General features: G+C 67.6%; 25 protein-coding genes and 1 tRNA gene. 9 read left to right on the top strand and 17 right to left on the bottom strand.

The features are described from left to right. Positions 1–92 precede the first annotated feature (92 nt). Both G6N34_RS19160 and G6N34_RS19165 read right to left on the bottom strand, forming a co-directional pair. The gene (locus G6N34_RS19160) at positions 93–1,172 is read right to left on the bottom strand and encodes an ABC transporter ATP-binding protein (protein WP_085149729.1); all 1,080 of its coding nucleotides are present in this window, start codon (positions 1,170–1,172) and stop codon (positions 93–95) included. A 98-nt stretch (positions 1,173–1,270) separates the two neighbouring features. Then, positions 1,271–2,785 (bottom strand): carotenoid oxygenase family protein, encoded by a 1,515-nt coding sequence (locus G6N34_RS19165; RefSeq protein ID WP_085149730.1) that lies wholly within the window; start codon positions 2,783–2,785, stop codon positions 1,271–1,273. Positions 2,786–2,856: 71 nt separating this feature from the next. Between G6N34_RS19165 and G6N34_RS19170 the strand changes: the two genes are divergently transcribed. Beyond that, complete coding sequence (locus tag G6N34_RS19170) at positions 2,857–3,534, top strand: TetR/AcrR family transcriptional regulator (protein ID WP_085149732.1); 678 nt, start codon at positions 2,857–2,859, stop codon at positions 3,532–3,534. A gap of 63 nt (positions 3,535–3,597) precedes the next feature. On the opposite strand, the gene rplL is transcribed toward G6N34_RS19170, so the two are convergent. From rplL to G6N34_RS19195, 5 genes are all read right to left on the bottom strand, one after another. Continuing rightward, positions 3,598–3,987, bottom strand: coding sequence for a 50S ribosomal protein L7/L12 (rplL, locus tag G6N34_RS19175; protein WP_085149734.1), 390 nt, complete (start codon positions 3,985–3,987; stop codon positions 3,598–3,600). Between the two features lie 48 nt (positions 3,988–4,035). Continuing rightward, the gene (gene rplJ, locus G6N34_RS19180; protein WP_085149735.1) at positions 4,036–4,629 is read right to left on the bottom strand and encodes a 50S ribosomal protein L10; all 594 of its coding nucleotides are present in this window, start codon (positions 4,627–4,629) and stop codon (positions 4,036–4,038) included. 272 nt (positions 4,630–4,901) lie between these two features. Further along, the gene (locus tag G6N34_RS19185) at positions 4,902–5,804 is read right to left on the bottom strand and encodes an ROK family protein (protein WP_085149738.1); all 903 of its coding nucleotides are present in this window, start codon (positions 5,802–5,804) and stop codon (positions 4,902–4,904) included. Next, positions 5,804–6,433: a DUF7158 domain-containing protein gene (locus tag G6N34_RS19190; protein WP_109788314.1), complete on the bottom strand. Its 630-nt coding sequence runs from the start codon at positions 6,431–6,433 to the stop codon at positions 5,804–5,806. The genes G6N34_RS19185 and G6N34_RS19190 overlap by 1 nt, the downstream gene beginning before the upstream one ends. Beyond that, positions 6,430–10,587 (bottom strand): glycoside hydrolase family 38 N-terminal domain-containing protein, encoded by a 4,158-nt coding sequence (locus G6N34_RS19195; protein ID WP_085150101.1) that lies wholly within the window; start codon positions 10,585–10,587, stop codon positions 6,430–6,432. Before G6N34_RS19195 ends, G6N34_RS19190 begins: the two co-directional genes overlap by 4 nt. A 173-nt stretch (positions 10,588–10,760) precedes the next feature. Here G6N34_RS19195 and G6N34_RS19200 point away from each other — a divergent pair, with 173 nt between their 5' ends. Together G6N34_RS19200 and G6N34_RS19205 are read left to right on the top strand one after the other, a co-directional pair. After that, positions 10,761–10,925 (top strand): hypothetical protein, encoded by a 165-nt coding sequence (locus tag G6N34_RS19200; RefSeq protein ID WP_163645439.1) that lies wholly within the window; start codon positions 10,761–10,763, stop codon positions 10,923–10,925. Between the two features lie 33 nt (positions 10,926–10,958). Beyond that, entirely contained in the window at positions 10,959–12,233 is a 1,275-nt protein-coding gene (locus G6N34_RS19205) for an amidohydrolase (protein WP_085149739.1), read from the top strand. A 13-nt stretch (positions 12,234–12,246) separates the two neighbouring features. Here the strand turns inward: G6N34_RS19205 and G6N34_RS19210 are convergent, their stop codons facing one another. Further along, positions 12,247–13,197: a helix-turn-helix transcriptional regulator gene (locus G6N34_RS19210; protein WP_085149741.1), complete on the bottom strand. Its 951-nt coding sequence runs from the start codon at positions 13,195–13,197 to the stop codon at positions 12,247–12,249. Positions 13,198–13,259: 62 nt separating this feature from the next. Between G6N34_RS19210 and G6N34_RS19215 the strand changes: the two genes are divergently transcribed. The 6 genes from G6N34_RS19215 to G6N34_RS19240 all read left to right on the top strand — a co-directional run bounded on the left by G6N34_RS19215 (position 13,260) and on the right by G6N34_RS19240 (position 18,733). Further along, on the top strand, positions 13,260–13,796 hold the full coding sequence (locus G6N34_RS19215; protein ID WP_085149743.1) for a DinB family protein: 537 nt from the start codon (positions 13,260–13,262) through the stop codon (positions 13,794–13,796). 1 nt (position 13,797) lies between these two features. Continuing rightward, positions 13,798–14,409: a DinB family protein gene (locus tag G6N34_RS19220; RefSeq protein WP_085149745.1), complete on the top strand. Its 612-nt coding sequence runs from the start codon at positions 13,798–13,800 to the stop codon at positions 14,407–14,409. A gap of 67 nt (positions 14,410–14,476) precedes the next feature. Then, complete coding sequence (locus tag G6N34_RS19225; RefSeq protein ID WP_085149746.1) at positions 14,477–15,835, top strand: ABC1 kinase family protein; 1,359 nt, start codon at positions 14,477–14,479, stop codon at positions 15,833–15,835. Further along, positions 15,835–16,749 carry an alpha/beta fold hydrolase gene (locus G6N34_RS19230; protein ID WP_085149748.1) on the top strand — a complete coding sequence of 305 codons (915 nt, stop codon included), beginning with the start codon at positions 15,835–15,837 and terminating at the stop codon, positions 16,747–16,749. Before G6N34_RS19225 ends, G6N34_RS19230 begins: the two co-directional genes overlap by 1 nt. A gap of 167 nt (positions 16,750–16,916) precedes the next feature. Beyond that, a complete protein-coding gene (locus tag G6N34_RS19235) occupies positions 16,917–17,783 on the top strand; it encodes a cyclopropane mycolic acid synthase family methyltransferase (protein ID WP_085149750.1) in 867 nt (288 codons plus the stop codon). Positions 17,784–17,872: 89 nt separating this feature from the next. Continuing rightward, positions 17,873–18,733 carry a cyclopropane mycolic acid synthase family methyltransferase gene (locus G6N34_RS19240; protein ID WP_085149752.1) on the top strand — a complete coding sequence of 287 codons (861 nt, stop codon included), beginning with the start codon at positions 17,873–17,875 and terminating at the stop codon, positions 18,731–18,733. Positions 18,734–18,760: 27 nt separating this feature from the next. Here the strand turns inward: G6N34_RS19240 and G6N34_RS19245 are convergent, their stop codons facing one another. The 9 genes from G6N34_RS19245 to hadA all read right to left on the bottom strand — a co-directional run bounded on the left by G6N34_RS19245 (position 18,761) and on the right by hadA (position 23,740). Next, positions 18,761–19,363, bottom strand: coding sequence for a M15 family metallopeptidase (locus G6N34_RS19245; protein ID WP_085149754.1), 603 nt, complete (start codon positions 19,361–19,363; stop codon positions 18,761–18,763). 74 nt (positions 19,364–19,437) lie between these two features. After that, the gene (gene rplA, locus G6N34_RS19250) at positions 19,438–20,145 is read right to left on the bottom strand and encodes a 50S ribosomal protein L1 (RefSeq protein WP_085149756.1); all 708 of its coding nucleotides are present in this window, start codon (positions 20,143–20,145) and stop codon (positions 19,438–19,440) included. 88 nt (positions 20,146–20,233) lie between these two features. After that, on the bottom strand, positions 20,234–20,662 hold the full coding sequence (rplK, locus tag G6N34_RS19255; RefSeq protein WP_068250595.1) for a 50S ribosomal protein L11: 429 nt from the start codon (positions 20,660–20,662) through the stop codon (positions 20,234–20,236). A 65-nt stretch (positions 20,663–20,727) separates the two neighbouring features. Continuing rightward, positions 20,728–21,531: a transcription termination/antitermination protein NusG gene (nusG, locus tag G6N34_RS19260; RefSeq protein WP_085149758.1), complete on the bottom strand. Its 804-nt coding sequence runs from the start codon at positions 21,529–21,531 to the stop codon at positions 20,728–20,730. Between the two features lie 31 nt (positions 21,532–21,562). Beyond that, positions 21,563–22,021 (bottom strand): preprotein translocase subunit SecE, encoded by a 459-nt coding sequence (secE, locus tag G6N34_RS19265; RefSeq protein WP_085149760.1) that lies wholly within the window; start codon positions 22,019–22,021, stop codon positions 21,563–21,565. Positions 22,022–22,109: 88 nt separating this feature from the next. Then, positions 22,110–22,182 (bottom strand) — tRNA-Trp (locus tag G6N34_RS19270). 145 nt (positions 22,183–22,327) lie between these two features. After that, positions 22,328–22,831: a (3R)-hydroxyacyl-ACP dehydratase subunit HadC gene (gene hadC, locus G6N34_RS19275; RefSeq protein WP_085149762.1), complete on the bottom strand. Its 504-nt coding sequence runs from the start codon at positions 22,829–22,831 to the stop codon at positions 22,328–22,330. 14 nt (positions 22,832–22,845) lie between these two features. Further along, complete coding sequence (hadB, locus tag G6N34_RS19280; protein WP_085149764.1) at positions 22,846–23,274, bottom strand: (3R)-hydroxyacyl-ACP dehydratase subunit HadB; 429 nt, start codon at positions 23,272–23,274, stop codon at positions 22,846–22,848. Next, positions 23,261–23,740 carry a (3R)-hydroxyacyl-ACP dehydratase subunit HadA gene (hadA, locus tag G6N34_RS19285; RefSeq protein WP_085149766.1) on the bottom strand — a complete coding sequence of 160 codons (480 nt, stop codon included), beginning with the start codon at positions 23,738–23,740 and terminating at the stop codon, positions 23,261–23,263. Before hadA ends, hadB begins: the two co-directional genes overlap by 14 nt. Positions 23,741–23,757: the final 17 nt, after the last annotated feature.

Genomic DNA, 23,757 nt, shown 5'->3' on the forward strand with positions numbered 1-23,757 from the left:
GCGGACACTGCCCGAGGGCGTTTGGGGCACACACGAAGAGGCCGACACCCATTCGGTGTCGGCCTCTTTCGTGTTCTGGTCAGACGGGGCGGTCAGCTCTCGCTCTGCACCGGGATCGAGGCCGTCGGGGTCTCGTCATCGGTGCGGTGACGCGCGGTGGCGTCGTCGGCCAACTGGTGCACCGGGTACTGGTTGCCGCCGTCGAGGTCGTCGCGAATGGCCTCCTGGGCGGCGGGCGGCAGCGTGTGCAGGATCTCGCGCACGCGGGCCTGACGGCGGCCGACGGCCTTGCGCTCGGGCAGACCCGGGGTGGCCTGGATCTGCGGGGGCACGCCCTCGATGTCCTCGACGCCACCGTCGTGGTGGCCGGCGTCGGCCATGGCCTGCTCTTCGGCCATCGTCGACTCGTCCTTCTCCTCGGACATGCCGATCGGGCCGATGCGGCGACCGTTGAGGAACTGCTTGACGACGGGTTCCTCGCTGGTCAGCAGCACCTCACGCGGACCGAACATCACGAGGTGCTTGCGGAACAGCATGCCCATGTTGTCCGGCACGGTGCGCGCGATGTTGATGTTGTGCGTCACGATCAGGATCGTGGCGTCGATCTGCGCGTTGATGTCGATCAGAAGCTGGGACAGGTACGCGGTACGCACCGGGTCCAGACCCGAGTCGGGCTCGTCGCAGAGGATGATCTGCGGGTCGAGGACCAGCGAACGCGCCAGGCCGGCACGCTTCTTCATACCGCCGGAGATCTCACCCGGGAACTTGTTCTCGTCGCCGGCCAGACCCACCATTTCGAGCTTCTCCATGACGATGTCACGGATCTCGCTCTCCTTCTTCTTGGTGTGCTCGCGCAGCGGGAACGCGGTGTTGTCGTAGATGTTCATCGAGCCGAACAGCGCGCCATCCTGGAACATCACGCCGAACAGCGTGCGGATCTCGTAGAGCTCCTTGGCCGAGCACTGGATGATGTCCGTGCCGTCGACGATGATCTTGCCCCGCTCGGGGCGCAGCAGGCCGATCAGCGACTTCAGAAAGACGGACTTACCGGTACCGGACGGGCCCAGGAGCACGCTCACTTCGCCGGCGGGGACGTCCAAGGTGACGTCCTCCCAGATTCGCTGGGACCCGAACGACTTTGTCAGCCCCTCAACCTGGATACCAATGCCCACGCGAAGATCCTTCCACCTATATACCCGAAGTAACCACGGGCCACGGCCTGTGGTTTGAGTCACTGTAACCTATGGCCGTTTCTGACACGCCCTTTGTGTCAGGGCTGGGACTCTGCCGGGCACCAGTTTCCGTGGAAGCCCATCGGAACGCGTTGCGGCAAGTGCACGCGGGCGACGGTTTCGAGGCTCTGGGCGTCCAGAATCAACAGCTGACCCTCGTCGGCGTCCAGATCGTGCCCGAACCCCATCAGAACACCGTCGTCCTCGGCCCTCGAGCCGGGATTGGGCACGAAGGACACCTCCCCGACGAGAAGCCGGCTGTCCAGCGGCGCGACGGACGTCGCACCCGTCGCGTAGTCCTGCTTGTAGACCGCGGTCCGGGTGATGCCCCCGCCGAACGTGTTCTCGGTGCCCACGGTGTAGCCGTAGCGGTGCCGCGCGCCGGTGAGTGACTCGTTGATCCGAGGAAACTCCTGCTCGCGGTCGTCGCGGCGTTCGGTGCGCACGGCGCCCGTGGTCAGGTTGATCTCCCAGCGGTCCAGGGTGGGATGCCCCTCACCCGGGCCGCGCCGGTCTTTGTCGAACATCCGGCCGTGGCGGACGACGTCGAGCACCAGCACCTCGTGCCCATCGCGGTCCTCGCTGTAGGCGTTGAGCGGGTGGAACACGTAGCAGGGTTCGATATCGAACCAGCGGACCTGGTCGTTGCCGCCCTCGCGCGGCATGACGCCGATACGGGCGGGATAGGACTCGTTCCAGGCGAACGGCAGCGCGGAGATGGGATGCGTGTCGGCGTTGATGCGTGCCGCGATGGGCCCAGGCACCTTCACCCGACCGGCCAACGCCGAGACCACCATGCGCGCGGGCGCGCGCAGCCACTTCGGCACGGTCACAGGGACCACCTCGCCCGGGTCAAAGGTGACGGGCAGGTCGTAGATGACGACGTACTTCTCGGTGAGCGAGAAGTCGTGCATCATCGGCGATCCCGAGACGCTGATGTCGACGGTGCGACGGGCGCGACCCGCGGTGTCGATCACCGAGTACTGCACCGTGCGACCACGCGCGAATGAGTATGAGATCGCATGCAGCTCACCGGTTTTGGGATCACGATGGGGATGGGCGGTGTAGCCGCCGTATAACGTGCCGTCGAAGTCGCAGGTGCCGATCGTGTCGAGTTCCTCGGTGAGCCGATACTGCGCGCCACCGCCCTCGACCAGTGCCAGCGTCTGACCGCCGTGCGACAGCACATTCGTGTTCGGGCCGACCGACAGCATGCCCGCCCGCGGATCGAGTGCGGCGATGCGCGACTCCCCCAACTTCCGCGACACGGACGGCGTGCGCACCCAGCGATTGCGGTACCACTGCGCGGCGCCGTCCCGCAGGGACAGGCCGTGCACCATGGCGTCGCCGGAGAACCAGTGGTAGGCCGCCGGGTCCACCTCGGCGACCGGATTGGGACCGTTGCGCAGGTACCGGCCGTCGAGGTGCGCCGGGATCTCCCCGGTGACCTTGAGGTCGGTCGCGGTGACCTCGCTGCGCACAGGGGCCAGGAAGCCCTCCAGATACGGGTTGGCGACGTCCTTGCCTGGTTCCACTGCAGTCACGGTGATCAGTCCCCTCGGTGTATAACACTGTTATGACGGCGTTATCAGGAGGCTACGCGCATCGTGGGAGGATCACAACGATGGATTCGGCCAAGACTGCGCTCAGCGTGCGCGACGAGCTTCTGCGCGCGGCCGTCGGGCTGCTCGACGACCATGGCCCCGACGCCTTGCAGGCCCGCAAGGTCGCGGCGGCCGGGGGCACCTCCACCATGGCCGTCTACACGCACTTCGGCGGCATGCGCGGGCTGATCGCCGCCGTGGCCGAGGAGGGGTTGCGGCAGTTCGACGGCGCCCTGACCACGCCTGAGTCCGACGACCCCGTGGCCGACCTGCTGGTGTGCGGGGCCGCCTACCGGAGGTTCGCGAACCGGCGGCCCCACCTGTACCGCCTGATGTTCGGCAGCACCAGCGCGCACGGCATCAACGCTCCCACCCGCAATGTGCTGACCCTGTCCGTGGACGAGATCACCGTGCACCACCCCAGCCTCGCGCACGTCGTCCGCAACGTGCACCGCTGCATGCAGGCCGGGCGCATCGCGGGCGACGCGGAAGACGACGCGTCGGTGGTGGCGACCTCGGCCCAGTTCTGGAGCCTGGTGCACGGCTTCGTGATGCTGGAACTGGCGGGGTACTACGGCGGCGACGGCACAGCCGTCGGACCCGTGCTCGGGGCCATGACGGCCAACACGCTGGTGGCCCTCGGCGACACCCCCGAGGCGGTGCGGGCCTCACAGGCGACCATGACTGCCCGCCTGTAGCCCCCACAGACAGCAGAATCCCCGGAGATCGCGGGGATCTCCGGGGATTCTGAAGAGCTGAGACTACTTGACGGTGACCGTGGCGCCGGCGGCCTCGAGCTTGGCCTTGGCGTCCTCGGCGGCGTCCTTGGCGACCTTCTCGAGCAGCGGCTTGGGGGCGCTGTCGACGAGATCCTTGGCCTCCTTGAGGCCCAGGCCGGAGACGATCTCACGGACGACCTTGATGACGCCGATCTTCTTGTCGCCGGCACCCTCGAGGATGACGTCGAACTCCGACTGCTCCTCGGCGGCCTCGGCGGCAGCGCCACCGGCGGCGGGGGCCGCGGCAACGGCGACCGGGGCGGCCGCGGTGACCTCGAAGGTCTCCTCAAACTTCTTCACGAACTCCGAGAGCTCGAGCAGGGTCAGTTCCTTGAACGCGTCGAGCAGTTCATCGGTGCTGAGCTTTGCCATGTTGGCGGTCCTTCCTGGATGTGTTTGTTACGGGTGGTTGGTCTGGTGTCACTCGGCGGAATCGGCAGCGGCCTCGGGGGCCTCCGCCGGTGCCTCTGCCTCGGCCGGGGCCTCGGCGGTCTCGCCCTCGGCCGCACGCTTGTCCTGCAGGGCCGCCGCAAGGCGGGCGACCTGCGAGGCCGGAGCGTTGAACAGCGCCGCAGCCTTGGACAGGTTGGCCTTCATGGCGCCCGCCATCTTGGCCAGCAGCACCTCGCGCGACTCGAGATCGGCGATCTGCTCGACCTCGGCGACGGAGAGCGCACGGCCCTCCATGTAGCCGCCCTTGATGACCAGCGCCTTGTTCTCCTTCGAGAACTTCTTGAGCGCCTTGGCGGCGTCGACCGGCTCACCTTCGATGAACGCGATCGCCGTCGGGCCTGCGAACAGCTCGTCGAGACCTTCGATGCCTGCCTCAGCCGCCGCACGCTTCACCAGCGTGTTCTTGGCGACGGAGTAGGTGGCCGAGCCTCCGAGCGAGCGCCGCAGTTCAGCCAGGTTGGCCACCGTCAGACCGCGATATTCGGTCACGACGGTCGCAGTCGAGGCCTTGAACTGCTCGGTGATCTCTGCAACGGCGGTGGCCTTGTCAGCCTTTGCCATGCATGCCTCCTGATGGTGTCGTGTGGTTGCGCTCCACGCGTTCCAAGCTCACGGGCGAAGGACCCCGGAAATAAACGACGCCCCGACGCAGGCAGCGGCGGGGCGTGGAATGCTGCTGACGCAGGTCAGCGGTTCTTGCCTCGTCCTCCTGCGTGGGCCGCCGGGATGTTTCCCGGACCTTCAACCGATTGCTCGGTGACCGACGGTCTTTGGTGGATCGTGGACCACCATAGCCGACAGTGGCCGATCAGCCAAAACGGCTCTTCTCTCCTCTACCGCAGCAGCGCCGCGGCACCCACGAGGCCCGCGTCCCCACCGAGCGCGGCAGGCACCACCTCGATGTCCGCGATGAAGCTCAGGCCGGCGAACTGCGCCAGCGCGGCCCGCACCGGGTCGAACAGCAGCGGACCCGAACGCGCCACACCCCCACCGATCACCACCAGGTCGAGGTCGCACACCGCACCCACCGACGCGATCATCGCCGCGACGGCCGTCGCCGACCGCGCGAAGGCGCGCAGGGCCACCGCATCACCGGCAGCGGCGTCGGCGGCGAGGGTCTTCGCGTCGGCGTCCCCGGTGGGTTGCCAGCCGTTGGCCCGCGCCCAGGCCGCCATGTGGGGTCCGCTCGCGATCGTCTCGACGCACCCCCGGCCGCCGCAGGAGCACTGCTCCCCCGCGACGTCGACCACCACATGCCCGACATGCCCGGCATTGCCGGTCCGGCCGTCATACGGCTCGCCGTCGAGCACCAGGCCGCCACCGATTCCGGTCGAGACGACCATGCCCAGCAGGAACGCCGCGCCCTGTCCGGCGCCGCGCCAATGCTCGCCCAGTGCCATGCACAGCCCGTCGCCGCCCAACCGCACCGGCACCCCGGGTAGGGCCGCGGACACCCGCTCCCGGATCGGGAAGCCGCGCCACGCAGGCACATTGATCGGCGCGACGGTACCGGCAGGCAGGTCGACGGGACCCGCCGAGGCGATGCCGACACCGCGCACCGTTCGGCCGGCGGCCATCTCGGAGAGGAGTCCCTCGACCACGGTCCACGCGGCCTCGGGGTCGGCGTCCCGCGGGGTGGGGCGTTGTTGCGAGTCCACGAGGGAGCCGTCGGCGTCGACGAGTCCTGCGGCGATCTTCGTTCCGCCGATGTCGAGGGCAAGTGTCAGTTCGGTCATCAGTGCCTGTGGATGTTGTCGGGTTGGCGGGGATCGCCTGGATGCTCGAATCCTGGTGCGAGGCAGACGAGTTCAGACCGCAACTCCTCGATCCAGAGCCGGAAGGCGCGCCGCCGTGCGGCACCCAGCAGATGCGCGGCGACGACGGCCCGCACCTGTGACAGCGGCGGCGCGGTGGGTGTGGCCTCCCAGCCGTCGACACCCGGGCGGCCCACCGCGAACCGCAGGGGGTTGCGTCGGTGGTAGGACTCGACGTCCTCGGCCGAGACCGTGACATCGCGGGTCACGTGCGCGAACAGCGCGCGGGCGACGGGGTCGGCGAGCGCCGCGGCCGTCACGCTGCCGACCTCGTGACCTGCGATGCCGTCGGGCAGGATCGCGGCCAGATCCGGCGCCTGCCCGGGGGCAACGCCGAGGCGCGCGGCCTCGGCCGCGACGACGCGTTCGGTGACGATCAACTGGGTCAACCAGCGCCGCAACTGCCTTCCCTCGCTGGTGCCCGCAAGCGGCAGCGTGGCCTCCGGCATCTGGGTGCGCAGCAGCGCCTCCCGGCGGTCGACGTCGGCGACCGTGACCGGCGCGCCCGCCACGTGCGCGGCCACCCCGCTCACCGAACGAACCGTGTTCATCGGACCACCACCCTGACCGCGGGGGTGTAGAGCAGCTCACCGGCGGCGGCCACCCGGACCAGCGCCCACCACTCGCCGGGCCCAACCCACGGCGGGGGCGCCACGTCGAACTCCAGGTCCACAGCGCCGCGGGCGGGCAGCACCACGCCGATCACCGCGGGCCCCAACCATTCCCAGGTTCCCCACGGGCTGATCAGGTGAGCCTCCGCCGCCAGGTCGGCGTGCGCATCCGTGCTGACCCGCACCGTCAGGCACTGTGTGTGCCCGGCCGCGACGACGACATCGGACGGGCCCGACTCCAACCGCAACACGTCGCCGGGGTCCTCCCCGATCGCGATCAGGCAGACGTCCTCGACGGTCTGTCGCCACGCGCGCGGGACGTCGCCGTCCAAGGTCAGCTGGGCGCGGACGGGATACCGACCCGGCGCTGCGCCCGACGGTCCGGCGATCCGGACCTTCGCTTCGCGGTACGCGCCGGGTTCCAGTCGCACGGGCAGGCGGTCCGGCGTCGCGGTCCATCCCTGCGGGCAGAGCACCTCGATCCGCCCGGTGACCTCGGCGTCGGTGCAGTCGCTGGCGACGGTCAGGCGCAGCGTCACCTCCTCGTCGGTCGCGGTCACACGGTGCGGGTGCAGGTGTGCGACCGCGGGCAGGCCACCCAGGGGAGCCGGACCTCGGTTGTGCAGCCAGTAGCGCGCGTACAGCGGTTGCGCGGCCTCGGTCTCGGGCACCAACGGCCCGTGGTCACGGCGAGTCCGCTCACGCGTCGCGAATTCCGCGACCACGGTGGCGATCTCGTAGCCGTGCAGCGAATCCCCCAACCGCGGGTCACTCGGGATCTGCTCGAGCAGATCCGCCCTGCCGACCACCCGGATGTCGGCGACGTCTGAGGTGACGCCGAAAACGGTGTCACGGCCCAGGGTTTCGACGAGCCGCAGGGTGACGTGGCCCCCCGCCGTCGCGCAACGGCCCGCCGGCGTGGGATTGCCCGTCAGTTTGAGTGCGTCGAGGTTGACGGCCGCGGAGTCGACACCGAGCAGTGACCCCGACGCCGCGATCGGTGTCACCTCGTCCGTGGCGAGAGCCACCAGGGGGCGGGAGTACTCGGCGCTGCGCAGTGGCAGGCCCGCATCGCGCCAGTCCCCCTCGGCGACCACGAACGCGTAGTCGAAGGTGTGCGACCAGTGCTGCAGCTGGAAGTTCGAACCGTCCGGGGCGGTGCGCTTTTCGTGTGTGGTCCACACGCCCGACGGCCATCCGATGCATGACCTCATGAGCGAGGTGTGCAGCGTCCCCTCGGTGTCGACGGCAAAGCTCGGCACACCGCGATTCAGCAGGGCCGCGGTGCGGTGTTCGAACGTCGCGCCCGGCGAGCCCGCCCGGGGCGACACCAGGATCTCGGCATCGCCGAGGTCGGCGGTCACCGCCGCAACGGCCCGGGCCAGCAGTGCCTCGTCGCGGCCCGCGACAATCAACACCGGAAGAGCTGTCACCGCACGCAGATCGGCGTCGGGCACCCACTCGTCGGCCAGTGCGGAGGCGGCGGGCACGAATACGCGCGCGGTGCCGTCGGCGTCGAGGCGACGGTGCAGTTCGACGGTGAAAGACGGGTCCGCCGCGGCCAGCACCGCCGCGGTGAACGCGTTGCGGTCGGGGCCGCCGACGGCGATGCGGGTGTCGGGAAGGTTGGAGTCGACGTCCAGGTGCCCGTACCGGGGTCGGTCGGCACCCGAGCAGGTCGCGGTGACTCCGGCCCGCACCAGCGCGACGAGCAGGTCTCGCGCCAGGTCTGCGGACTCGGCTTCCGAGGGCGTCACCACCTCGGCGACCGCGACGGCGTGGGTGCCGGAGTCCCCCAGCCTGATCCGGACGGCCGAGGACAGCCCGAACCAGCTATATGCGGGGTTCTCCAGGGTCCACGGGTGCACCGCGGTGTCCACCGAGTCGGCTGATCCGGGTTGGTGCAGCAGGCCGAACCCGCGGCCGATCACGGCGTCGCCGACCTCGCTGACCGGCACCGCACCGGGAATCGGCGTGGGCCACCGCAGACGCAGCAGGCGGTCGACGCCGGTGAACTCGTCGATCGTGGTGCGGCAGTCGACGCGGTCGATGCCGTCCCACAACGTCAGTGTCTGGGTGTACCGCAACAAGCCGTTGATCCGGCCCTGCACCACCACGCGCTGCCCGATCGGGCACTCGTACACGCTGACCTCGGCCGGGCTGTCGCCCGAACCCACGACGGGTCCCTTGGGCAGCAGATGCCACGGGCCCTCCCCGGCCTGAGGGTGCGCCGAATACTCCTCGTAGACCGCCAGTTCATTGGCCACCCGGCCCGGCGCCACCCACTCCCGGCCCGCGCTGCGCACCGAGACCACACCGCCACCACGGGCTGGGTCGACCCGGACCGTCATGTGCGCGCTGGCGATTCCGACGCCGTCGCGTGGGCGCCAGCCCACCGCACCTGGTCCGTCCACGAGGCGGTAGGACCGCCACCCCAACGCGGGGACGTCGCGTGCCAGCCAGGTCAGGGTGTGGCCGTCGTCCTCGACCAGCACCGGCACGTCCTCGCCCGTGTCGTCGACGATGCGGGTGGCACCCGCCCGCGTCACGTGCAGCGAGACCACGTCGGTCCTGTTGTGCGCCAGCGGATTCCAGACCGTCACCGATCCCGATCCGAGCGTCTCTGTGAGCACCGCCAGCGCGCGGTCGCGGGCCGTGCGACCTATCTCCCAGGCGTCGCGCCACCCGGTGAGCAGGTCCAGATAGACCTGGTCGGACTCCGACCCGGTGATCGCGTCGTGGTGCGCGCCGTAGGCCAACTGCACCCAGGCCTTGGCGAACGCCGGTTCGGGATAGTCGACACCGGCGAGCAGATGCGCGAACACCGCGAACCTCTCGGCGTCGAGCACCGCGGCCTCAGCGGCGCGGTTGGCCTGCTTGGTGTCGATGAACGACACGTCCTTGCCCGTGTAGATCGGATTCATGTCCCGCGTCTGCGGCGACGCCGCCACCTCGCGGGAGCTCAGTTCGGCGCGCACCGCGGCGAAGAACTCCCGCGGCAGCGCGCACACGAACTTCGGCCAGCAGTAGCGCGCGGCCCAGTCGCGGTGGATCTCGGTGACCCATTTGTTCGGCGGTGTGTAGTCGGTGCCGACGGGCAGCAGCACGTTACGGGTGGCCGCGACCTTCTTGAGGCCGGCGAACAGCGTCCATGTCGCCGCCTCGGCTTCGGCCAACGTCGCGGACGAGTCCATCCACCACCCCGCCGAATAGTGCGCGGGCATGTAGTGCGTGAGCAGGCCGACCCCCGACGGAGCGATCCACTCGAACTCGCTGGCGAACTGCATACGTTCGGGGTCACCGTCACCGGCCATCGGGCCCCACTGGTGGTGCGGGCCGCGCGCCCACGAGCTGGAGCTCAGCCCGGCGTCGGCGGCCATGCCGGGGAACTGCGGATCGTGGCCGAACACGTCCAACTGCCATGCGGTCGACGGGTCGGCGCCCAGAACGTCACGCTGAAAGCCGATGCCGGCCACGAAGTTCCGGATCGCGGTCTCGGGACTCGTGAGGTTGGTGTTGGGCTCGTTGTAGGTGCCGCCCATGATCTCGACGCGGCCCTGCCGAAGCAGGCGGCGCAGGTCGTCGCGGGCCTGTGGGTGGGTGTCCCAGTACGGCTTGAGGTAGTCGACCTCGGCCAGCACGAACCTGTAGTCCGGATCGCGGCGTGCCATCTCGAGATGGGCGGAGACCAACTCGAAGCCGTTGGTCTGCCGGGCCCGGCCGGGCGGGTCCTCGGTCCACTCGCTGGTGTAGGCGGCCTGGGTGTTCCACCACACCGGGTCGTAGTGGAAGTGGCTGACCATGTACATCGTCCACCCGGGTTCGGCGTCGACGAACGTGAACTCGAACCGAACGTGACCGGCCTCGACGACGGCGGGCCTGCGGCGGCCCGGCGCGACGTCGGTCACGCCCACCGCAACCTCCGCGACACCGTCACCCACGCCGGTGAGCGCATCGCCGCCGGTCAGCCCGGCGCCGGTCACCCGCACGGGTGTCGCGGCCGTGGCGCCGGTGTAACCGACGCGGACCACCTGCGCAGGCCCGTCATCGGTCCCGACGAACAGCTCCGTGGGCTCCGCGGAGGTCACCGACAGCGACATGTCTCAACTATTGCCGGATCTCGCGGCGACGGCAGGAGTCTGCCGGAAGACACACCGCGCGGATCACCGCCGGGATCAACGGCCCAACACTGTTCGGCAACAGTTCACATACACGCTGACCTGCTGCGGGTGCCAGCGCGCGCATGCCGTGCCAAAGTGGAGTCATTGTGAGTGACGACATGCAGTACAGCGCCGGGCGCAGGACGCCGTGGCGGGACCCGCTGTCGATGGGCTGGCAGGCCCACCGACGGATCCTGCTGCTGCGACTGCGGTGGCATTCGTCGGCGACGAACCGCCGCGACGGAGGCATCATGCGCTCCCACGGGCGCTAGCTGGGAGCACCGCGGTATCCGACGGGAGACCACATGACCGGCTCCACGAAGGCCGCTGAAGACGTACTGAAGGGCCTGGCCGGTGTCCGCACCTGGCAGCAGGACTGCTATGTCGACCTGCACAGCCATCCCGAGCTTTCGCATCAGGAGTTCCGCACCGCACGCATCGTCGCCGACCGACTCGGCGTCAGCGGGTACCAGGTCCACACCGGCGTCGGTGGCAGCGGAGTGGTGGGAGTCCTGGCCAACGGCAGCGGGCCCACCGTGCTGTTGCGCGCCGACATGGACGCGCTTCCCGTGCGGGAGGTCACCGGCCTGCCGTATGCGAGCACGGTACGCAGCACCGACGCCGAGGGCCACGAGGTCCCGGTGATGCATGCCTGTGGACACGACGCCCACGTGGCGGCGCTGCTCGGGGCCGCACAGCTGTTCGCCGACGGCACCGAGCACTGGTCGGGCACGCTCGTCACGCTCTTCCAGCCCGCCGAGGAGACCTCGGACGGCGCCAGGGGCATGGTCGCGGACGGGCTGGCGGACCTGTTGCCGAAGGTCGATGTCGCCTTGGCTCAGCATGTGTTCCCGATCCCGGCCGGCACGGTCGGTGTGCACAGCGGGCCGTTCATGGCCAGCGCCGACAGCATGCGCATCACGGTGCACGGCCGCGGGGCGCACGGCTCGATGCCGCAGGCGTCCGTCGACCCGGTGGTGCTCGCGGCGATGATCGTCGTCCGGCTGCAGACGATCGTGTCCCGCGAGGTCGCCCCCACCGAATCCGCGGTGCTCACGGTCGGCAGCATCCAGTCCGGCAGTGCCAGCAACGTGATCCCCGACCGAGCCGTGCTGGAGTTGAACATCCGCACCTACAGCGACACGACACGCACCGCGATCCTCGATGCGATCCAGCGGATCGTTCGTGCCGAGTGTGCGGCGTCAGGATCTCCGGCCGAACCCGAGTTCGAGATGTTCGGCCGATTCCCTCTGACCGACAACGACAGCGACGTCACCGCGCGCGTGACCGAGGCGTTCACGGGTTTCTTCGGGGACAGCTGCTGGCAGATGCCGCAGGGCACCGGCAGCGAGGACTTCAGCGAGATTCCGTCGGCGCTGGGCGTGCCCTACACCTACTGGGGGTTCGGCGGCGCCGACGCCGCGAAGTTCCGGGCGGCCAGCGACAGCGGCCGTGTCGCACAGGACATCCCGGTCAACCACGCTCCGAACTTCGCGCCGGTCATCCAGCCCACCCTCGACGTCGGCACCCAGGCCCTGGTGGTCGCCGCGATGGTCTGGCTGGCACGAAGTCCCCAGTGATCCCCAGCGACCCTCAGGTCGCGACCCGCGCCAGGCGCTGGGCCACCGTCCGCGCCGCGGCGGCCACTTCGGGCGGTTCCAGGATCTCGAAATGCTCGCCCACCAGGGCCAGCCACAGCACCATACGTTCGGGATCGTCGGCGCCGGTGGTGACGATGCAGGAGTTCGTCCCGTCGGCCTCCACAGTTACCGACGACGGTGAGAAGTGCTGTGCCACAACCTCTGCCGGACAGTGGTAACGCACGCGGGCCACGTATCGGTAGGACGAACTGCTGATCGCCCGGCTGACGTGGGTCGCGGCGTCGGGCGCCTCGCGCGGGGCGAACGTCGTACCGCGCGCGGTGACGTCACCCATCCGGTCCAGCTGCAGGGTGCGCCAGTCCTGCCGGTCGCGGTCGTAGGCCAGCAGGTACAAGCGCCGGCCCGTGGTCACCAGCTGGTACGGCTCGAGTCGGCGTTGCGTGACCTCCCCGGCCAGAGCCGTGTACCGGAGGTCCACGTGCTCGTGGTCGCGGCTGGCGCGGGCCAGGGTCATCAGCGTCTCGGGATCGACGGTGGTGTCGACACTGCTGGTCAGCGTCACGGTGTTGTCGTGCACCGCGGCCACCTGTGACCGCAGCCGCGACGGCATCACCTGGTCCAGCTTGGACAGTGCGCGCAGCGCGGACTCCCCGATGCCTGCGACGCTCCCGCCGGCTGCCAAGCGCAGGCAGACGGCCATCGCGACGGCCTCGTCGCCGTCGAGCAGCAGCGGCGGCAGCGCCGCGCCCGCACCCAACTGGTACCCGCCGCCGTGCCCGGTGCTGGCCTGCACGGGATAGCCCAGCTCGCGGAGCCGTTCGACGTCACGGCGCACGCTGCGGCCCGTGACACCCAGCCGCTCGGCCAGTTCCGCGCCCGTCCACACCCGCCGGGACTGCAGCAGACCGAGAAGCTGCAGCACACGGCCCGTGGTTTCCGACATAGAAAAAAGTATGCGCGCTTCTAGGACAGAAACTGTCCGCAAATGCTGCGAGGGTTGGTGTCATGGCAGTCGACAACCTCACCGAAGCGCTGGTCTACCAGCTCGAATACCACTGGACGGAGCAGTTGCGCCCCCGCCTGGATGGGCTCACCGACGACGAGTACCTCTGGGAACCCGTACCCGGGGCCTGGACCGTGCACCCGGACGGGTCCATCGACTTCACCTACCCGCAACCCGAACCCGCACCGTTCACGACCATCGCGTGGCGACTCGGGCACGTGATCGTCGGCGTGCTCGCGGTGCGGGCTCACCACCACTTCGGTGGTCCGCCCGCCGACTACGCCACGTGGAGCTGGGCCACCGACGCCGGCACCGCACTGCGCCAACTGGATGCCGCGTACTCCGACTGGATCGCCGGGGTCAAGGCACTCGATGACGAGGCGCTCAGCCGCCCGATCGGTCCGGCCGAGGGCCCCTGGGCCGAGCATCCGATGCTCGATCTGGTGTTGCACATCAATCGCGAAGTCATCCATCACGGGGCCGAAATCGCCCTGCTCCGAGACCTTTACACGCACACCCACACGAACCAGGAGAACTGACATGCCCGCAATGCCCCCGCCCATCGCCGACGAGCGCGCCGGCCTCAGGGAGTACATCGCCGCCCAGCAGTACGCCTTCCACGCCGTGGCGTTCGGGCTCACCGACGACCAGGCCCGCGCCACCCCGACGGTCAGCGCGCTGTCCATCGGCGCGCTGATCAAGCACGTCACCAGCTGCCAGCGGGGCTGGATGGAGCGCGTGTCCGCCGCGCCCGAGGCGACACCGGCCGATCAGCGCTCGCAGGAAGAACAGGCCGCCGACTACGCCAGCGAGTTCGTCATGCGCGAGGACGAGACGCTCGCCGAGATCCTGGAGCGGTTCGAGGCCGTCAACGCCGACACCATGCGGGCGATCGACACCGTCGACCTCGGCGCCCCGGTGCCGATCCCGAAGGATGTCCCCTGGTTCCCCAAGGATTTCGACGCGTGGTCGGTGCGCTGGGCGTTGTTCCACCTGATCGAGGAGCTGGCTCGACATGCCGGCCACGCCGACATCATCCGGGAATCCATCGACGGCGCGACCCTGTATGAACTGCTGGCCGGACTCGAGGATTGGGAGCCCACCGAATGGCTGACCCCGTGGGGCAAGGCGCCCGTGGCGCCGGAGGGCTGACCCGTCGAGTCAGTGACGCGCGTCACGCTCGTTGAAGGCAAAATGCGGGGTTTGGCACACTACAACAATGAGTTCAACCAAAAATCACCGGGAGGTGGCCAGACTCGACCGGGTTCCGTTGCCGGTCGAGGCCGCCCGAATCGGCGTGACGGGTTGGCAGCTCACCCGCACCACCGCGCGCGTCGTCACCAGACTGCCTGCCCGTGGCTCGTGGCAGACGAAGGTCATCAAGGAGATCCCGCAGACCTTTGCCGACCTCGGCCCCACCTACGTCAAGTTCGGCCAGATCATCGCCTCGAGCCCGGGTGCGTTCGGCGAACCGCTGTCCCGCGAGTTCCGCACGCTGCTCGACGCCGTGCCGCCGGCCGACACCGAGGAGGTGCACCGGCTCTTCAAGGAGGAGTTGGGCGACGAGCCCAGGAACCTCTTCAAGCACTTCGACGAGCAGCCGTTCGCCTCGGCGTCCATCGCGCAGGTGCACTTCGCGACGCTGCACAGCGGCGAGGAGGTGGTGGTCAAGATCCAACGCCCCGGCATTCGCCGAAGAGTGGCCGCCGATCTGCAGATCCTCAAACGCTTTGCGCAACTCGTGGAGATCGCCAAACTCGGCCGACGGCTCTCCGCGCAGGACGTCGTGGCTGACTTCTCCGACAATCTCGCCGAGGAACTCGACTTCCGCATCGAGGCGCAGTCGATGGAGGCCTGGGTCAGCCATCTGCATTCGTCGTCGCTGGGCCGCAACATCAAGGTGCCCGACGTGCACTGGGACTTCACCACCCAGCGCGTGCTGACCATGGAGCGCGTTCGCGGCGTGCGCATCGATGATGTGGCCGCGATCCGCAAGCAGGGGTTCGACGGCACGGATTTGGTGAAGGCCCTGCTGTTCTCGACGTTCGAGGGCGGTTTGCGGCACGGCCTGTTCCACGGCGATCTGCACGCGGGCAACCTTCTGGTCGACGAGCAGGGCCGCATCGTGTTCCTGGACTTCGGCATCATGGGCCGCATCGATCCGCGCACCCGCTGGCTGCTGCGTGAGCTCATCTACACGCTGCTGGTCAAGAAGGACCATGCGGCCGCGGGCAAGATCGTGGTGCTGCTCGGCGCGGTGGGCAACGTGAAACCGGAGAAGCAGGCCGCCAAGGATCTCCAGGCGTTCGCCGAGCCGCTGACCATGAAGACACTCGGGGATATGTCCTACGCCGACATCGGCAGGCAGTTGTCGACGCTGGCCGAGGCCTACGACGTCAAGCTGCCCCGCGAACTCGTGCTGATCGGCAAGCAGTTCCTCTACGTCGAGCGCTACATGAAGCTCTTGGCACCGCGATGGCAGATGATGAGCGACCCACAGTTCTCGGGCTACTTCGCCAACTTCATGGTGGAGGTCAGCCGCGAGCACCAGAACTCCGACAGCGAGGTCGAGGCTTGATGGAGACCGCGGTGCGCACCGGTGTCGCACGCTCCGGCGACCTCGAGATCCACTACGAGGACATGGGCGACCCGAGCGACCCGGCGGTCCTGCTGATCATGGGCCTGGGCGCACAGCTCCTGTTGTGGCGCAAGGGTTTCTGCGAGAAGCTCATCGCCCGCGGCCTGCGGGTGATCCGGTTCGACAACCGCGACGTGGGTCTGTCGAGCAAGCTCGACGGTCAGCGCATCGATGGATCGCAGTACCCCAGCATGGTCCGCTCGGTGCTCGGCCGGCGAAGTCCCGCGGTGTACACACTCGAGGACATGGCCGACGATGCGGTGGCCGTGCTCGACCACCTCGACATCGACCGCGCACACATCGTCGGCGCCTCGATGGGCGGCATGATCGCCCAGGTGGTGGCGGCGCGGCACGCGCACCGGACCACGTCGCTGGGCGTGATCTTCTCCAGCAACAACCAGGCCGCCCTGCCTCCGCCCGACCCGCGCGCTCTGTTCGCGATCATCAAGGGCCCGCCCGTCGGGGCGCCGCGCGAGGCCATCCTCGACAACGCCGTCCGGGTCACCAAGATCATCGGCAGCCCCGCCTATCCGACCCCGGAGGATCGCATCCGCGCCGACGCGGCTGAGGCCTACGACCGCTGCCACTATCCGGTCGGGGTCGCGCGGCAGTTCGGCGCGATCACGGGCAGCGGCAGCCTGCGGAACTACGACCGCCAGATCAGCGCACCCACGGTCGTCATCCACGGTCTGGCCGACCGCCTGATGCGGCCCGCGGGAGGCCGCGCGGTGGCCAACAACATCTCCCAGGCCCGTTTGGTGCTTTTCCCCGGCATGGGACACGACCTCCCCGAGGCGCTGTGGGACCCCGTCGTCGACCAGCTTGACCTCACGTTTTCCTACGCACGGGCCTGAATTACTGACGCGTCGGATAAATGACGTAATTCTGACATGGGGTGACCCCACGTTGCCGAGATCACGGATCGCCTTAACCATGGAGGAGATACCTGGGGGTGGATCAGGTTCCTTCGGGGGGAACAGTGTGCCCGCCTCTTCCAATATTCCTGGAAGGCAGCTCGCCTGTGCCAAAAGCGCTCCAACCGCACTTCGACGACGTCCAAGCGCACTACGACCTGTCAGACGACTTCTTCCGGCTGTTCCTGGACCCGTCGCAGACCTACAGCTGCGCGTACTTCGAGCGCGACGACATGACGCTCGAGGAGGCTCAGCTCGCCAAGATCGACCTCTCGCTGGGAAAGCTCGGTCTTGAGCCCGGGATGACGCTGCTCGACATCGGCTGTGGCTGGGGGGCCACGCTCATCCGCGCCCTGGAGCGCTACGACGTCAACGTCGTGGGCCTGACCTTGAGCCGCAATCAGAGGGACCACGTCGAGGCCCGACTGGCCGCCAACCCCAGCCAGCGGTCCAAGCGGGTGCTGCTGCAGGGCTGGGAGCAGTTCGACGAACCGGTGGACCGGATCGTGTCGATCGGGGCGTTCGAACACTTCGGACATGACCGCTACGCCGACTTCTTCACCATGGCCTACAAGGCGTTGCCTGCCGACGGCGTGATGCTGCTGCACACCATCACCGCGTTCAATCCCAAGAACGCGGAAAGCCTGGGCATTCCCCTGACCTTCGAACTGGCGCGATTCGTCAAATTCATCCTCACCGAGATCTTTCCGGGCGGACGTCTTCCGTCGATCGATATGGTCGAAGAGCACGCCACGGCGGGCGGTTTCGACGTCGAACGGGTGCAGTCGCTGCAACCGCACTACGCGCGCACCCTGGACCTGTGGGCCGCCGCGCTGGAGAGCCACCGCGAGGAGGCCATCGCGGTCCAGTCCGAGGTGGTCTACGACCGATACATGAAGTACCTCACAGGATGTGCCAAGCTCTTCCGTAACGGGTCAACCGACGTCTGCCAGTTCACCCTCAAGAAGCTCTGAAGTCGCTTCCGTTGGGCGCGCTGCGTAGGGTCGTGTCCGTTATCCAGTAGCGTGTGTTCGAGATCACTAGTGGTGGGAGTCTGCACCAGATGTCCAAATTGAAGCCGAAGTACGAAGAACTACAGTCCATCTACGACATCTCGAACGAGTTCTACGAGCTGTTCCTCGGGCCCACGATGGGCTACACGTGCGGTTACTTCGAACGCGACGACATGACCGGCGACGAGGCCCAGATCGCGAAATTCGATCTCGCGCTGGGAAAGCTGGGACTTGAGCCGGGGATGACGCTGCTCGACGTCGGCTGCGGATGGGGCGCGTGCATGCAGCGCGCCATCGAGAAGTACGACGTGAATGTGATCGGACTGACGTTGTCCGGCGAGCAGCGCAAGTACGCCATCGACAAGCTGGCGAAGGTGCCGACCGAACGCAGTGTCGAGGTCCGCCTGCAGGGCTGGGAGGAGTTCGACGACAAGGTCGATCGGATCGTGTCGATCGGCGCGTTCGAGCACTTCGGTTTCGAGCGGTACGACGACTTCTTCAACACGGCCTACGACGCACTGCCCGACGACGGCGTGATGCTGCTGCACACCATCACCGGGTTCGACATGCGGCGCGCCAAGGAACTCGGTCTGCCGATGACCTTCGAGTTGGCTCGGTTCGCGAAGTTCATCATGACCGAGATCTTCCCCGGTGGCCGCCTGCCGTCGGTCGACAAGGTCCAGGACCACGCCTCGAAGGCCGGCTTCGACGTCGCCCGCACCCACGAGATCGGCCCGCACTACGTGCGGACCCTTCAGGGCTGGGCCGAGCAGCTTGAGGCCCACAAGGAGGAGGCGATCGCCCTGCAGGGCCAGGTCGTCTATGACCGGTACGACAAGTACCTCAACGGCTGCGTGAACCTGTTCCGGGTCGGCCACACGAGCGTTCACCAGTTCACACTGGCGAAATAGCAACTGCGCCAACGTCCCCCGGCCGGCTCAGGTCAGGGGGACGTTGAGCAGTGGGCGCTGTTCACCGGCGCCGGGTCCGTCGAAGTGCCACCACTCGCCGGAGTACACCGTCAGCCCGCCGCCGGCCATCGCCTCACGCAGCAGCGCCCGGTTGGCCTGCTGTGCAGCGCTGACGCCGTCGGTGGCGTAGGCGTGCGCGGTCGGCGAGAAGTCGTCGAAGTCGGTGCCCATGTCCAGCAGACGCCCCGATGCCTCAGCCACCGTCACGTCGACCGAACGGCCGGCGGTGTGGCTGCGGGCGTAGTTCCCCGGCCGCGCGACCCAGTTGGGGTCCGGCACCGCCTCGAACATCCGAACCTGAACCTCATGCGGCCGATAGCAGTCCCAGAAGACCAGCCGCCGGCCACTCTCGCGTAACGCCGCGGCGGCCGTACGCAGCCCGGGCGCAATCGAGTCGTGCACCAAACAGCGTGCGTCCGGCGGATACAGTGCCATCCCGACGAAGTTGGTGGCCGTGGCGTAGCGCAGATCGACGATCGCGTCGGGGACGACGGTGTGCACCTCGACCAGTCCGGCTTCGGTGGACGTCGTGGGTGCGGCGTGGGCGGTCATCGGCGTACTCAGCAGCATGAGCAGAGCTCCAACAACAGACGTGGGCCCGCTGCAGAAGAATCTGTGCAGCGGGCCCACGTCTGTTGGTGAGATCAGGCTTCGGTGAAGTTCCGGGTCACGGCCGGGTCAACCGGGATGCCCGGGCCCGTCGTGGTCGAGACCGTGATCTTCTTCAGGTACCGGCCCTTGGACGACGACGGCTTGGCGCGCAGGATCTCGTCGAGCGCCGCACCGTAGTTCTCGGCCAGCTTGTTCTCGTCGAAAGAGGCCTTGCCGATGACGAAGTGCAGGTTGGCCTGCTTGTCGACGCGGAAGTTGATCTTGCCGCCCTTGATGTCGGTCACGGCCTTGGCCACGTCCGGGGTGACGGTTCCGGTCTTGGGGTTGGGCATCAGGCCACGCGGACCAAGCACCCGGGCGATCTTGCCGACCTTGGCCATCTGATCAGGCGTCGCGATCGCCGCGTCGAAGTCGACCCAGCCACCCTGGATCTTCTCGATCAGGTCGTCGCTGCCCACGACGTCGGCGCCGGCGGCCGCAGCGGCCTCGGCCTTGTCACCGACCGCGAACACCACTACGCGGGCGGTCTTGCCGGTGCCGTTGGGCAGGTTGACGGTGCCGCGCACCATCTGGTCCGCCTTGCGGGGGTCGACACCCAGCCGGATCGCGACCTCGACGGTGGCGTCCTGCTTCTGCGACGACGTCTCCTTGGCCAGCTTCGCGGCCTCGAGCGGGGTGTAGAGCTTGGTGCGGTCCACCTTCTCGGCGGCTTCGCGGTATGCCTTGCTGTTCTTGCTCATTGGATTTCCAATCAGTTTCGTTGGAGTCGTGGTTTCCGGGCCGATGCCAGCCCTCCCACGGGGGTGCGGATCTGTCGATCCGCGTCGCTTACTCGACGGTGATGCCCATCGACCGGGCGGTGCCGGCGATGATCTTGGCGGCGGCGTCGATGTCGTTGGCGTTGAGATCTTCCTTCTTGGTCTCGGCGATCTCACGCACCTGATCCCAGCTGACCGAGGCGACCTTGGTCTTGTGGGGCTCACCGGAACCCTTCTGCACACCAGCGGCCTTGAGCAGCAGCTTGGCGGCGGGCGGGGTCTTCAGTGCGAACGTGAAGCTGCGATCCTCGTAGACGGTGATCTCCACGGGGATGACGTTTCCGCGCTGCGACTCGGTCGCGGCGTTGTACGCCTTGCAGAACTCCATGATGTTGACGCCGTGCTGGCCGAGCGCGGGACCAACCGGCGGGGCGGGGTTCGCCTGGCCGGCCTGGATCTGCAACTTGATCAGCCCAGCGACCTTTTTCTTCGGGGCCATGGGTGTGGTGTTCCTTCTTTTTCCTCAGGGCTCAAATGAGCCCACTTACTAGCCGAGAAAGTCGGCTAAATCTTGGCGACCTGGTTGAAGGTCAGTTCGACGGGTGTCTCGCGACCGAAGATCGACACCAGCACCTTGAGCTTCTGCTGCTCGGCGTTGACCTCGCTGATCGATGCGGGCAGCGTCGCGAACGGGCCGTCCATGACGGTGACCGACTCGCCGACCTCGAAGTCGACCAGGATCTCCGGGCGTTCCAGCGTGGCCTCGGTCGAAGCACCGGCGCTGGCCGCGCCCGCGGTGGACTTGGCGGCCTTCTTGGCCGCGCCCTGCGGCAGCAGGAACTTCACGACGTCGTCGAGCGAGAGCGCGGTGGGCCGCGAAGTCGCGCCGACGAAGCCCGTCACACCGGGGGTGTTGCGCACGGCTGACCACGAGTCGTCGGTCAGGTCCATCCGCACCAGGATGTAACCGGGCAGCACCTTGCGATTGACCTGCTTGCGCTGGCCGTTCTTGATCTCGGTGACCTCTTCGGTCGGAACCTCGACCTGGAAGATGTAGTCGCCGACATCGAGGTTCTGCACGCGGGTCTCGAGGTTGGCCTTCACCTTGTTCTCGTAGCCCGCGTAGGAGTGGATGACATACCAGTCGCCGGGCCTGGTGCGCAGGTCCTTCTTGAGCGCCACTGCAGGATCTTCGTCTTCGGCCGGCTCCTCGGCTGCGGCTTCCGCAGCCTCGGTCGCGTCGGCTTCCGCGTCGGTGACCGTCTCGTCGACAATGACATCGCTGACATCGCCAATGGCGCTCTCGGCGCCCTGGACGACTTCGTCGCCAGACTCAGCCGCGGGCGTATCGCCCTCGAAGCTAGTCACGGTTGTCAGTCCTTCCTAGGTGAAATCTCGGTCAGCCGAACACCAGCAGGACCAGCTTGGCCAACCCAAGGTCGGTCAGGCCGATCAGCGTCACCATGAACGCCAGGAACACCAGCACCACGGAGGTGTAGGTCACCATCTGCTTGCGGTTCGGCCAAATGACCTTGCGCAGTTCGGCGACGACCTGCGAGAGGTACGTCCAAACGAACTTGAACGGTGCCAGGATGCCCCCGGAACCGTCCTTATCCTTCGCCTTCGCCTTGGCCTTGGACTTGGTCGCCTTCGCGGCCTTGTCGTCATCCTTGGCGTCATCGGCGTCGGCACCGGTCTCGCTGTCCTCGGCGGGAGCCTCAAGAACACGCCGTGACCGCTTGCCGGTGGGACGCGCAGGCGCCACAACCGCACCGCGGCCGGCGTCGGTGCCGTCGCGGCGACCGTCGTCCTCCGTGCCGTCGCCCAAGGCGTCGGCACTGTCGCGCTCGTCGCTCACCGCACGCTCCTTAGCTTCACCTGCTGCAGCCCGTCAGGCTGATTGGTCCGCATGTCTCCAGTGTCCACATTGCCAGTATTCAGTTGAGCAGGGGCGACAGGACTTGAACCTGCAACCTGCGGTTTTGGAGACCGCTGCTCTGCCAATTGAGCTACGCCCCTCTGAGCCGAAGTCGACTCGTCGGTTACTGCTGAGGCCCACACAACTCGCGCGCTCTCCGATCGGTCAGTTGCGAACCGCCGGACAGCGCGCTTGTTCTGGGAGAAACCCCGAGGTCCGAGTGTACAACGGGGCTACAGCCTGTTCCTAATCCGCCACCCGGGTCACCTGGCCGGTGACAACGTCGAACTTGACCTTGGCCGATCCGTCGCCCTGCTGCCCCATCATCGTGGTGAAGGCCTCCAGGACGACCTCTCCGGTCTCGTCGGTGAGCACATTGCGGGTCACCACGATGTCCGCACCGAACCGCTCATCGACCGAGTGCACGTGCATGACCGCGCTGAGCTTGTCGCCCACCTTGATCGGCCGGTGGTAGAGGAACTGCTGGTCAACCTGGACGATCTGCATGGTCTCCATGCCCAGGTCGATCGTGCGGAAGAAGTACTGCTGAACCAGCAGTGCGATGGTCGAAACGAAGGTCAGCGGGGCAAGCAGGGTGTCGTAGCCCAACTCGGCCGCGGCCTTCTCGTCGTGGAAGGACGGATCGTCGTTCTTGACCGCACGCGCGTACTCGCGCACCTTCTCGCGGCCCACCAGGAAATAGTCCGGGTATTCGAGGACCAGTCCGCGGATGTCTGTCTTGAGTGCCATAAGCCCGACCTCGCCTACGCCAGCTTGGCGGTGGCGATGGCGCGGCCGAAGATCTTCTTGCCGCCGGTCGTCGCGTTGATGGCGATGGTGACCGACTTCGAATCCTCGTCGACCGACTTGACCCGGCCGTTGAAGACGATCTCGGCGCCCTTGCCGTCGTTCGGCACGGGGACCACCGCGGTGAAGCGGACGTTGTACTCGGTGACCGCGCCCGGGTCGCCGACCCACGTCGTCACGTATCCACCGCCGAGACCCATGGTCAGCATGCCGTGGGCGATCGCGGTGTCCAAACCGACCAACTGGGCGATCTCGTCGTCCCAGTGGATGGGGTTGAGGTCACCGGACACACCCGCGTAGTTGACGAGATCCTGCCGGGTCAGCGGAATTACCTTCTCAGGCAACTCGTCGCCCACCTTGACCGAACTGAACTCACGCAGAGCCATCGCTGAAACCACTCTCTCCGTCTTCTTCGCTACGCCCCGCAAGCGTGGTGTAGGACTCCTGAACTAACTCGCCATCCTGGTTGGTGATGATGTTCTTCGTGACGATGATGTCGGTGCCATGCGCTTTGCGTACGGCATGCACGTAAACGTCGCAGAACAACTTGTCGCCCACCTGGATGGGCTTGAGGAATTTCAGCTCCTGATCGACCTGGACGATCTTGGCGTCCTTGATGCCGATGGAGGCGTCGTCGAAGAAGGCGATCTGCGCCTTGTAGCCGAAGATGCTGATGAACGTCAGGGGCGCCGGCAGTCCGGTGTAGCCCATTTCGACGGCCGCATCGTCGTCGAAGAAGAACGGGTCGTCGTGCTTGACCGCGACCGCGTGCTCACGGACCTTCTCGCGCTCGACCTCGTAGTGGTCGGGATAGCGGAAATGCATCCCGACGATCTTCTCGGACAGAGCCACAGGCCAGAACCTACCTA

The organism is Mycolicibacterium confluentis (assembly GCF_010729895.1).
Lineage (GTDB): Bacteria > Actinomycetota > Actinomycetes > Mycobacteriales > Mycobacteriaceae > Mycobacterium > Mycobacterium confluentis.